The organism is Streptomyces sp. NPDC127084 (assembly GCF_042724175.1).
Taxonomy (GTDB): domain Bacteria; phylum Actinomycetota; class Actinomycetes; order Streptomycetales; family Streptomycetaceae; genus Streptomyces.
The window spans coordinates 9,573-20,981 of sequence record NZ_JBHXFA010000029.1; the positions used below are offsets into that span (position 1 = coordinate 9,573).

An 11,409-nucleotide genomic window follows, 5' to 3' on the forward strand; every position below is an offset into this window, starting at 1 on the left:
TCTGACGCGCAACCCCCGCCCGCCCCCCGGGGGGGCGGGGGGGGAGGGGGGGGGCCCCCCCCCCGCCCCCCCCCGCGCCGGCGCTGCGGCTACGCCAGGACGCGGGCGATCGCCTCGTCCACCGGGAGCTCCTCACGCTCACCCGTGCGGCGGTCCTTCAGCTCCACGACGCCCTCCGCTGACCTGCGGCCCGCGACCAGGATGGTCGGTACGCCGATCAGCTCCGCGTCGGTGAACTTCACACCCGGGGACACTCCGGCTCGGTCGTCCACCAGGACCCGGGCGCCTGCCGCGCCGAGCTTCTCCGCGATGTCGAGCGCCAGCTCGGTCTGGAGTGCCTTGCCCGCCGCGACGACGTGTACGTCCGCCGGGGCAACCTCGCGCGGCCAGCACAGGCCCTGTTCGTCGGCGTGCTGCTCGGCCAGGGCCGCGACCGCCCGGGACACACCGATGCCGTACGAGCCCATGGTCACGCGGACCGGCTTGCCGTTCTGGCCCAGCACGTCGAGCTGGAAGGCGTCGGTGTACTTGCGGCCCAGCTGGAAGATGTGCCCGATCTCGATCGCGCGGTCCAGCTTCAGGCCGGTGCCGCAGGACGGGCACGGGTCGCCGTCCTCGACCACGACGACGTCGAGGTAGTCGTCGACCTCGAAGTCGCGGCCGCAGACGACGTTCCTGGCGTGCGTGTCGGGCTTGTTCGCACCGGTGATCCACGCGGTGCCGGCTGCGATGCGCGGGTCGGCGATGTAGCGGACCTTGTCCAGCCCCTGGGGACCGACGTAGCCGCGCACCAGGTCGGGCCGGCCCTCGAAGTCCTCGGCCGTGACCAGTTCGACCACGGCGGGCGCGAGGTGGCCGGTGAGCTTGCCGAGGTCGACCTCGCGGTCGCCGGGCACACCGACGGCCACGATCTCGCCGTCCACCTTGACCAGGAGGTTCTTCAGGGTGGCGGAGGCCGGGACGCCGAGGTGGTCGGCGAGGCTCTCGATGGTCGGGGTGTCGGGGGTGTCGAGCTCCTCGACCGGGCCGTGCTCCGCCGCCTCGGCGGCCGGGGCGTTGAAGGTGACGGCCTCCGTGTTGGCGGCGTAGTCACAGGAGGGGCAGTACACGAAGGTGTCCTCACCCGCGGGCGCCGGGGCGAGGAACTCCTCGGACGCCGAGCCGCCCATCGCACCCGAGATGGCGGAGACGATGCGGTGCTCGAGACCGAGGCGCTGGAAGATCTTGATGTAGGCCTCGCGGTGCAGCCGGTAGGACTCGGCCAGGCCCTCGTCGGTGGTGTCGAAGGAGTACGAGTCCTTCATGTGGAACTCACGGCCGCGCAGGATGCCCGAGCGCGGACGGGCCTCGTCGCGGAACTTCGTCTGGATCTGGTACAGGATGACCGGCAGGTCCTTGTACGAGGAGCACTGGTCCTTGACCAGCTGGGTGAAGATCTCCTCGTGCGTGGGTCCCAGCAGGTAGTCCGCGCCCTTGCGGTCCTGGAGGCGGAAGAGCTCGGCACCGTACTCGTTCCAGCGGCCGGTCGCCTCGTACGGCTCCTTGGGCAGCAGCGCGGGCAGCAGCACCTCCTGCGCGCCCATGGCGTCCATTTCCTCGCGCACCACGCGGGCGACGTTCTCCAGCACGCGCATACCGAGCGGCAGCCAGCTCCAGATGCCGGCGGCGTTGCGGCGGACGTAGCCCGCGCGGACGAGGAGTTTGTGGCTGAGGGTCTCCGCGTCGGCCGGGTCGTCGCGCAGTGTCTTGACCATCAGACGGGACATGCGCTGGACCTGGGCTGCCATGGGTTTATCTCCTGCGTGCAAGAAAGGGTGGTGTGCAGGAGGTTAGCCGGGTGGTCCCGGACGGCGGAAATCAGTTCCCGCGCGGGGGATCACCTCGCGCGCTCGAGCGGGAGCGGTGCGCCCATCACGGCGTACGGCTTGGGCGCACTGGGGAAGAGGACCTGGCGCGCCAGGTCCTGGTAGCCCAGGGTCCGGTACAGCCTGCGGGCCGGGCTCTCGGTGTCGATCGCGGAGAGGATCGATCGGGGCTGCTCGGCGGTGTCCGTGATGGTGGTGATCAGGGTGCGGCCGATGCCCCGGCCCTGATGGGCGGGGTGCACATGGAGCTCGGTGATCACGAACGAGTCGTCGAGCCACTCGTCATGGCCGCCCCTGCGCAGATAGGGCTCGACAACGGTGGACCACCAGTGGGTGCGGTCGTTGGGCATGCCGTAGACGAAGCCGACCAGCCGGCCTTCGGGATTCATGGCGCCGAAAGCGCGTGCGCCCGGATAGCGCAGATGCCGCAGCACGATATGGCGGCGGATGGCGACCTCGTCCTCACTGAGTCCGAAGGCGAGGGCCTGCACGGCGAGCGCGTCGTCCACACGGGTGGCGAGGTCGATGGGGCCGACGACGGAATCGTGTTCCATGCCGGGCACCCTACTTGGCCGCGATCTGCTCGGAACAGTTTCCGATCAGCTCAGAACAGCGCAGAACGATTCAGAACAGAACGCTCATGAACGCGCCCACTTCACGGAATCCGACGCGCCGATACGCGGCCCGGGCAGCGGTGTTGAAGTCGTTGACGTACAGGCTGACGACCGGGGCGACATCCCGGAGGGCGAAGCGCAGGATGGCGGCCATACCGGTCTCGGAGAGCCCGCGGCCACGGTATTCGGGGGCGACCCAGACACCTTGGATCTGGCAGGCCTGGGGGGTGGCGGCGCCGATCTCCGCCTTGAAGACGACCTTGCCGTCACCGTCGACCCGGGCGAAGGAGCGCCCCGTGCCGACGAGTTCGGCCACCCGCGCCTGGTAGAGCAGCCCGCCGTCGCCGGCGAGCGGGGACACCCCGACCTCCTCGGTGAACATGGCCACACAGGCGGGCATGATCACCTCCATCTCGTCCTTGCGGATGCGGCGGACGTACGGGTCGGGGGCGACGTCGTCGGGCATGGACTCGGTGACCATCAGCGGCTGGTGGGAGCGGACCTCCCGGGCCGGGCCCCAGCTCGGTTCGAGCAGCCGCCAGAGTTGGGCGGTGGCCTCGGCCGGGCCGACGATCGAGGAGCAGCGGCGCCCGGCCCTGCGGGCCCGCTCGGCGAAGGCGCGCACGGCGTCCGGGGTGGCGCAGATGGGGACGAGGTTGGCACCCGAGTAGCAGAGCGAGCGCAGCCGCCCGTCCTCGTACCAGCCCCACATCTCGCCGCCCAGACGCCAGGGGTCGAGTCCGGCGATCTGGACGCGGGAGGTGACGAAGGCGTTGTGGACGGGCTCGCTCTCCAGTACGGCGAGCGCGGCGCCGAGATCGTCGGGTTCGAGCACCCGGGTGGTCATCTGCGTCAGCACGAGGGCCGCTCCAACACTCCTTCGGGGCAATGCGTGATTCCCCCGGCGTGGCCGCGTGCCGGTTCGGGCACGGGGTAATGGCCTGGTCAGCCGGTCTCCGCACTGTACCCGGAGTTGCTGTTCGGCACCGCACGGCCGCGGCGCCCGCAGGGTGCGCCACGGTATACGGGGAGATCGGCACCGGGGCCACGGCAGGACCGGCACCGTATACGAGAAAGGGACCGGGCCCCTTCCGGGCCCGGTCCCACGCGTCGCAGGGCGGTGAGCCTACGAGCGGTTCACCGATGCGTCGGTGCGTCAGCTCACCGAGACCTCGGGCTCGCCGGAGGCGATACCGTCCTTCTCCATCTGCTCGGCGATCTTCAAGGCCTCTTCGATGAGGGTCTCCACGATCTTCGACTCGGGCACGGTCTTGATGACCTCGCCCTTGACGAAGATCTGGCCCTTGCCGTTGCCCGACGCCACTCCGAGGTCGGCCTCGCGGGCCTCGCCGGGGCCGTTGACGACACAGCCCATGACCGCGACACGCAGCGGGACCTCCATGCCCTCCAGTCCGGCCGACACCTCGTCGGCCAGCTTGTAGACATCCACCTGGGCACGGCCGCAGGACGGGCAGGAGACGATCTCAAGACGCCGCTGGCGCAGGTTCAGCGACTCCAGGATCTGGATGCCGACCTTGACCTCTTCGGCCGGCGGCGCCGACAGCGAGACCCGGATGGTGTCGCCGATGCCCTCGCTGAGCAGCGCGCCGAAGGCGACCGCGGACTTGATGGTGCCCTGGAAGGCGGGGCCGGCCTCGGTGACACCGAGGTGCAGCGGGTAGTCGCACTGGGCGGCCAGCTGCCGGTAGGCGTTGACCATCACGACCGGGTCGTTGTGCTTGACCGAGATCTTGATGTCGTGGAAGTCGTGCTCCTCGAAGAGCGAGGCTTCCCAGAGTGCCGACTCCACGAGCGCCTCGGGCGTGGCCTTGCCGTACTTCTGGAGCAGTCGGCGGTCCAGCGAGCCCGCGTTCACGCCGATCCGGATCGGGGTGCCGGCGTCCTTGGCCGCCTTGGCGATCTCCCTGACCTTGTCGTCGAACTGCTTGATGTTGCCCGGGTTGACCCTTACCGCGGCGCAGCCGGCGTCGATGGCGGCGAAGACGTACTTCGGCTGGAAGTGGATGTCTGCGATCACGGGGATCTGCGACTTCTTGGCGATCGTCGCCAGCGCGTCGGCGTCGTCCTGGGTGGGGCAGGCGACTCGCACGATCTGGCAGCCGGAGGCGGTCAGCTCGGCGATCTGCTGGAGCGTGGCACCGATGTCGGAGGTCCGCGTGGTCGTCATCGACTGCACGGAGACGGGGGCGTCGCCGCCCACGGCCACCGAGCCGACCTGGATCTTGCGGCTGACCCTCCGGTCGGCGAGCTTGGTCGGAACGGACGGCATTCCGAGAGAAATCGCGGTCATCTGCTGTGCAACCCCAAGGTGTGGATCGAGGTCCCGAGTCGGTGTCAGCGGGCTCCGGCCTTTGAGATTACGCCACGCCCCTGTGGCCGGGCACATCGCGCCGCGTATGGCTTCGCAGGATTGAGCGGCCGGGCAATCGGTATGCCCGGCCGCTCAGCGCTCCTGTGACTCCTCTGACTCCTCCGGCTCCTGTTGGATCCTCCGGAGCCTCCGAACGGTCCCGGAGGGGCCGGTGGCTAGGAGATCTTCACCGGGTTGACGATGTCGGCGACCAGCACCAGCAGGGTGAAGCAGATGAAGATCCCCGCCACCACATAGGCGACCGGCATGAGTTTCGCCACATCGAAGGGACCGGGGTCCGGACGCCGGAAGAGCCGTGCGATGTGCCGACGTACGGACTCCCACAGGGCACCCGCGATGTGCCCGCCGTCGAGTGGCAGCAGCGGGAGCATGTTGAACAGGAACAGCGACAGGTTGAAGCCCGCGAGCAGCATCAGGAACGTGGCGATGATGTTCGGCGTCGGTGCGTCCAGATTCAGCACCTCTCCGCTGATGCGGGCGGCGCCGACCACTCCGACCGGCGAGTCGTCCTTGCGCTCGCCGTCGCTGAAGGCCGCGTTCCAAAGGTCGGGGACCTTGGTGGGCAGCGAGAGGATCGACTCGACGCCGTTCTCCATCATGTCGCCCATACGGTCCACTGACTGCCCGAAGGTCTGCGGCACGATCTCGCTCTGCGCGGCGAAGCCCAGATATCCGGCGCGGACGTACTCGTCGCGCACGACCTGCCCGTCGGCGTCCTTCTTGGCTACCAGGTTCTCGCGCAGGGTGGCGTGGAGGACCTTCTCCTGGCCGTCGCGGTCGACAGTGATGGTGGCGGGGCCGATGGTGCCGCGGATGCGGTTGGACAGGTCGGCCCAGTCCTTGACCGGAGTACCGTCGAAGGCCGTGATCCGGTCGCCCTCCAGCAGCCCGGCCGCGGCTCCCGGCGACTGCGGGTCGGTCTTCTTGCAGGTGTCGCGGTCCTCGCTCTGCGGGATGACGCACTGCTGGACCCCGGCGACCGTGGTGGTCTGGGTCTGGAAGCCGAACGACATCGAGACGCCCAGGAAGATCGCGACGGCGAGCACCAGGTTCATGAACGGGCCCGCGAACATCACGATGACGCGCTTCCACGGCTTGCGGGTGTAGAAGAGCCGGTCTTCGTCACCCGGCTTCAGTTCCTCGAAGGCCGCCGTGCGGGCGTCCTCGATCATTCCGCGCCACGGCGAGGTCGAGCGGGCCTCGATACGGCCGTCCTGGCCCGGCGGGAACATGCCGATCATGCGGATGTAGCCGCCGGCCGGGATGGCCTTGATGCCGTACTCCGTCTCGCCCTTGTGCCGCGACCAGATCGTGGGGCCGAAGCCGACCATGTACTGGGGCACGCGGATGCCGAACAGCTTGGCGGTCGAGAGATGGCCGAGCTCGTGCCAGGCGATGGAGAAGAGCAGCCCGACCGCGAACAGCGCTATCCCGAGGACCGTCAACAGAATCGTCATGCGCGAGCCTCCGCTGTCGCCTTCGCTGTCGTCGCCGCCTTGGCCGTCTGCCCGGCGGGCAGACCGGCCGCCTGTCCGGCCTGCGCGGCCAGTTCCCGGGCGCGAGCGCGCGCCCAGGTCTCCGCTTCCAGGACGTCCGGCACCGTCAGCGAGGTTCCCCTGGCCGGGGTCCCGTGTTCGCCGACGATTGCCGTGACCGTATCCATGATTCCGTTGAACGGCAGCCGTCCCGCGAGAAACGCGTCCACGCATTCCTCGTTCGCGGCATTGAACACCGCGGGAGCCGTACCGCCCAGTTCCCCGACCTGCCGGGCGAGCCCGACGGAGGGGAAGGCTTCGGTGTCCAGCGGGAAGAACTCCCAGCTGGAGGCCTTGGTCCAGTCGAAGGCAGGCGCGGCGTCGGGCACCCGCTCCGGCCAGCCGAGGCCGATCGCGATCGGTCCGCGCATATCCGGAGGGGTGGCCTGGGCCAGGGTCGAGCCATCCGTGAATTCCACCATCGAGTGGACATACGACTGGGGATGCACGACCACCTCAATGCGGTCGAACGGAATGTCGTAGAGCAGGTGCGCCTCGATGACCTCGAGGCCCTTGTTGACGAGGGTCGCGCTGTTGACGGTGATCACCGGGCCCATGGCCCAGGTGGGGTGCGCGAGGGCGTCCTGCGGGGTGACATGCGCCAGCTCGGCCCTGGTACGACCCCGGAAGGGGCCGCCGGACGCGGTGACGACCAGCTTGCGGACATCGGCGCGGGTACCGGCGGCCAGCGCTTGGAAGAGCGCCGCGTGCTCGGAGTCCACGGGGATGATCTGCCCGGGCTTGGCCAGCGCCTTCACCAGGGGGCCGCCGACGATCAGCGACTCCTTGTTGGCGAGGGCGAGCGTGCGGCCCGCTTCGAGGGCGGCGAGCGTGGGGGCGAGTCCGATGGAGCCGGTGATGCCGTTGAGCACGGTGTGGCAGTCGGAGGCGGCCAGCTCCGTGGCCGCGTCAGGTCCGGCCAGGATCCCGGGAAGCGGCTCGCCCGTTCCGTACCGCTCGCGCAGCGCCTCCCTGAGCGCGGGGACGGCGTCCTCGCGTGCGACAGCGACCGTACGCACCCGCAGCCGGTGTGCCTGCTCGGCCAGCAGCTCGACTCGTCCGCCGGCCGCCGAAAGGCCCGTGACACGGAACCGGTCGGGGTTGCGCAGGACCAGGTCGACGGCCTGGGTGCCGATGGAGCCGGTGGAGCCGAGTACGACGATGTCCCGCCGGCCGGCGGCCGGGTCGAAGACGATATGCGGGTCGGCGAGTGGGGATGGGCTGTCGGTCATGCCCCCCATTGTGGCCGCATCGGCCGCCGACCCGGACAGGGTGCCCCCCGAAAGCCGGTGTCCCCGTCAGACGGTGCCGACGGAAGCACACCGTACCCGTCTCGCGCTTCCGATCGCTTCCGATCGAGTCAGATCGGGCGCGGGACGGGGCGCGAGACGGGTCGGCGGCGCTGAGCGATCGGTCAGCGGATCTGGCGGTGGACGTTCTCCCGCCTCGCCGGGCCGGGGCTGGCGTCGGCGATCCACGGTCCGTCGCCGCTCGGGTCGATGACGCCTTCCTCGAGCCAGGTGTAGTTGCCGGCCAGCACGCCGTTGACCATCTTCCGGTCGAGGTCGTCCGTGTTGGTCCACAGCCGGCCGAAGAGCTCCTCGACCCGGATCCGGGACTGCCGGCAGAACGCGTCCGCGAGCTCGTACGCCTCCCGGCCGTGCGAACCGGTCAGCCGCAGGTGCTCAGCGCGTACGCATGCGGCGCTCATGGCGAAGAGCTCGGCACCGATGTCCACGACCCGCCCGAGGAAGCCCTGCTTGGTCTCCATCCGGCCCTGCCAGCGGGACATCCCGTAGAACGTGGAGCGGGCCAGCTTGCGCGCCGAGCGCTCCACATAGCGCAGATGAGCCGACAGGTCGGCGTGGCGGGGGCGCTTGAACTCGGCGTACGAGCCCGGCAGCTGACCGGGCCCGGCGACGAGTTTCGGCAGCCAGCGAGCGTAGAAGGCGGTCGCCTGGGCCCCTGCCTTCGCCTTGTCGCCGAGTGACTTCTCCGGGTCGATGATGTCGCCGGCCACCGAGAGGTGCGCGTCGACAGCCTCGCGGGCGATCAGCAGATGCATGATCTCGGTCGAGCCCTCGAAGATCCGGTTGATCCGCATATCGCGCAGCATCTGCTCGGCGGGCACCGCCCGCTCGCCGCGGGCGGCCAGCGAGTCCGCTGTCTCGAAACCGCGTCCGCCGCGGATCTGGATCAGTTCGTCCGCCATCAGCCAGGACATCTCGGAGCCGTACAGCTTGGCGAGCGCGGCCTCGATACGGATGTCGTTGCGGTCCTCGTCGGCCATCTGGGACGACAGGTCGACGATCGCCTCCAGGGCGAACGTGGTCGCCGCCATGAACGAGATCTTCGCCCCGACGGCCTCGTGCCTGGCGACGGGCTTGCCCCACTGCTCGCGCACGGACGCCCATTCACGGGCGATCTTCAGACACCATTTGCCCGCCCCCACGCACATCGCGGGCAGCGAGAGGCGCCCGGTGTTGAGCGTGGTCAGCGCGATCTTCAACCCGGAGCCCTCGGGGCCGACACGGTTCGCCGCGGGGACCCGCACCTGGTGGAAGCGGGTGACTCCGTTCTCGATACCGCGCAGCCCCATGAAGGCGTTGCGGTTCTCGACCGTGATGCCGGGTGAGGTCGCCTCGACCACGAAGGCGGTGATACCGCCCTTGTGGCCTTCGGACTTCGGCACCCGGGCCATCACGACGAGCAGGTCGGCGACGACACCGTTGGTGGTCCACAGTTTGACGCCGTCGAGTACGTAGTCGTCGCCGTCGGGCACGGCCGTGGTGGCCAGGCGTGCCGGGTCGGAACCCACGTCGGGCTCGGTGAGCAGGAACGCGGAGATGTCCGTGCGGGCGCAGCGCGGCAGGAAGGCGTCCTTCTGCTCCTGGGTGCCGAAGAGTTTCAGAGGCTGCGGTACACCGATGGACTGGTGGGCGGAAAGCAGCGCGCCGACGGCGGGGTTGGCGGAGCCGATCAGGGCCAGCGCCTTGTTGTAGTAGACCTGGGTGAGCCCGAGACCGCCGTACTTGGGGTCGATCTTCATACCGAGCGCGCCGAGCTCCTTGAGTCCGGCGATGACCTCGTCGGGGATCCGCGCCTCACGCTCGATCAGGGCGCCGTCGATCCGTGTCTCGCAGAAGTCGCGCAGTTTGGCGAGGAACTGCTCGCCGCGCTGGACTTCCTCGGGCGAGGGCATCGGGTGGGGATGGATCAGATCGAGCCGGAAGCGGCCCAGGAAGAGTTCCTTGGCGAAGCTGGGCTTGCGCCAACCCTGCTCGCGCGCGGCCTCGGCGACCTGCCGGGCTTCGCGTTCGGAGACCTTGGGTGCGGTTTTCGGTGTGGATGGGGCGGACATGAGGGACTCACCTCGCCGCTTCGTCGGGGGCGGCCGTGCGGAGCTACCACACGGTGCTACTCGTCCGTATCTACCCGATCCCGGAGCACCTCACCAGTCTTGCGGGGCAGCCGGGTGTATCGGATGCAATCGTGATGATCCGGGAGGGAAATGGGGTACTCGCGATACTCGCGGCCACACGGAAACGGCCGGAGCCCCCGCACATCGGGCTCCGGCCGTCCGAATCTCCGAACTCGTCTTCGGGTCTGCGGGCCTACAGGGCGAGTCCGGTGAGGACCAGCACCCGCTCGTAGGTGTAGTCGTCCATCGCGTACTTGACGCCCTCGCGGCCGACGCCGGACTGCTTGACGCCTCCGTACGGCATCTGGTCGGCGCGGTAGGACGGGACATCGCCGATGATCACGCCGCCGACCTCGAGGGCCCGGTGGGCGCGGAAGGCGGTCTGGAGATCGCGGGTGAACACACCGGTCTGGAGACCGAACTTGGAGTTGTTGACCTCGGCGAAGGCCTCCGCCTCGCCGTCGACCCGGTGCAGCGTGAGCACGGGCCCGAAGACCTCCTCGCAGGCCAGGGTCGCGTTCGCGGGCAGGTCGCCGAGCACCGTCGGGGCGTAGGCCGCCCCGTCGCGCTTGCCGCCGGTCAGCAGCTTGGCGCCGCCGGCGACGGCCTCGTCGACCCAGGACTCGACCCGCTTGGCCGCGTCCTCACTGACGAGCGGGCCGACATCGGTGGCATCGTCGGACGGGTCGCCGGTGCCCTGCTGATCGACGGCGGCGACGATCTTCGGGACGAGACGGTCGTAGACCGCGCTGTCGGCGATGACGCGCTGCACGGAGATGCAGGACTGGCCGCCCTGGTAGTTGGCGAAGGTGGCGATCCGGGTCGCCGCCCAGTCCAGGTCCTCCTCGGACGACCAGTCACCGAGGACGACGGCCGCGGCGTTGCCGCCGAGCTCCAGGGTGCAGTGCTTGTGGGGCACGGACTCCGCGATGGCGTAGCCGACCTTGTCCGAACCGGTGAAGGAGATCACCGGCAGCCGCTCGTCCTGGACCAGCGCGGGCATGGACTCGTTGGGCACCGGCAGGACGGACCAGGAGCCGGCGGGCAGCTCGGTCTCGGCCAGCAGCTCGCCGATGATCAGACCGGACAGCGGGGTCGCAGGCGCCGGCTTGAGGATGATCGGGGCACCGACGGCGATGGCCGGGGCGATCTTGTGGGCGCACAGGTTTAGCGGGAAGTTGAACGGCGCGATACCGAGGACGGCGCCCTTCGGGAAGCGGCGGGTGAGCGCGAGCCGGCCCTGGCCGCCAGCGTCGGTGTCGAGGCGCTGCGCCTCACCGCCGTTGAAGCGGCGGGCCTCTTCGGCGGCGAAGCGGAAGACGGAGACGGCGCGGCCGACCTCGCCGCGGGCCCACTTGACGGGCTTGCCGTTCTCGGCGGAGATCAGCTGGGCGATCTCCTCGGCGCGCTCGGCGAGCCGCTTCGAGACATGGTCGAGGGCCGCGGCGCGTACATGGGCGGGTGTCGCCGAGAACTCGTCCACGACAGCGTGCGCGGCGGCGACGGCCTCCTCGACCTGGGTCGCGGTCGGCCCGGATAACCTGCCGACGACACCGCCCGCCCAGGGGGACGGGACCTCGAA

At 69.7% G+C, this 11,409-nt stretch carries 8 protein-coding genes; all 8 read right to left on the reverse strand.

The window, feature by feature from the left end:
* Nucleotides 1–89: 89 nt before the first annotated feature.
* Nucleotides 90–1,787: a proline--tRNA ligase gene (locus tag ACFWI9_RS09700; RefSeq protein WP_387160312.1), complete on the reverse strand. Its 1,698-nt coding sequence runs from the start codon at nt 1,785–1,787 to the stop codon at nt 90–92.
* Between the two features lie 89 nt (nt 1,788–1,876).
* Nucleotides 1,877–2,419: a GNAT family N-acetyltransferase gene (locus ACFWI9_RS09705; RefSeq protein WP_387160314.1), complete on the reverse strand. Its 543-nt coding sequence runs from the start codon at nt 2,417–2,419 to the stop codon at nt 1,877–1,879.
* 70 nt (nt 2,420–2,489) lie between these two features.
* Complete coding sequence (locus ACFWI9_RS09710) at nt 2,490–3,338, reverse strand: GNAT family N-acetyltransferase (RefSeq protein ID WP_387160316.1); 849 nt, start codon at nt 3,336–3,338, stop codon at nt 2,490–2,492.
* Nucleotides 3,339–3,635: 297 nt separating this feature from the next.
* Complete coding sequence (gene ispG, locus ACFWI9_RS09715) at nt 3,636–4,790, reverse strand: flavodoxin-dependent (E)-4-hydroxy-3-methylbut-2-enyl-diphosphate synthase (RefSeq protein WP_387160318.1); 1,155 nt, start codon at nt 4,788–4,790, stop codon at nt 3,636–3,638.
* A 236-nt stretch (nt 4,791–5,026) separates the two neighbouring features.
* A complete protein-coding gene (locus tag ACFWI9_RS09720; protein ID WP_387160320.1) occupies nt 5,027–6,328 on the reverse strand; it encodes a M50 family metallopeptidase in 1,302 nt (433 codons plus the stop codon).
* A complete protein-coding gene (gene dxr, locus ACFWI9_RS09725; RefSeq protein WP_387160322.1) occupies nt 6,325–7,638 on the reverse strand; it encodes a 1-deoxy-D-xylulose-5-phosphate reductoisomerase in 1,314 nt (437 codons plus the stop codon). The genes ACFWI9_RS09720 and dxr overlap by 4 nt, the downstream gene beginning before the upstream one ends.
* Nucleotides 7,639–7,820: 182 nt before the next feature.
* A complete protein-coding gene (locus ACFWI9_RS09730) occupies nt 7,821–9,767 on the reverse strand; it encodes an acyl-CoA dehydrogenase family protein (RefSeq protein WP_387160324.1) in 1,947 nt (648 codons plus the stop codon).
* 253 nt (nt 9,768–10,020) lie between these two features.
* Nucleotides 10,021–11,409 (reverse strand): aldehyde dehydrogenase family protein (locus tag ACFWI9_RS09735; protein ID WP_387160326.1); only part of this gene is annotated, 1,389 nt, incomplete at its 5' end.

Bases quoted from the DNA above. Each gene is read 5' to 3' on its own strand.
- ACFWI9_RS09700 (WP_387160312.1), bottom strand. From the start codon at position 1,787: ATGGCAGCCCAGGTCCAGCGCATGTCCCGTCTGATGGTCAAGACACTG.
- ACFWI9_RS09705 (WP_387160314.1), bottom strand. From the start codon at position 2,419: ATGGAACACGATTCCGTCGTCGGCCCCATCGACCTCGCCACCCGTGTG.
- ispG (WP_387160318.1), bottom strand. From the start codon at position 4,790: ATGACCGCGATTTCTCTCGGAATGCCGTCCGTTCCGACCAAGCTCGCC.
- ACFWI9_RS09720 (WP_387160320.1), bottom strand. From the start codon at position 6,328: ATGACGATTCTGTTGACGGTCCTCGGGATAGCGCTGTTCGCGGTCGGG.
- dxr (WP_387160322.1), bottom strand. From the start codon at position 7,638: ATGACCGACAGCCCATCCCCACTCGCCGACCCGCATATCGTCTTCGAC.
- ACFWI9_RS09730 (WP_387160324.1), bottom strand. From the start codon at position 9,767: ATGTCCGCCCCATCCACACCGAAAACCGCACCCAAGGTCTCCGAACGC.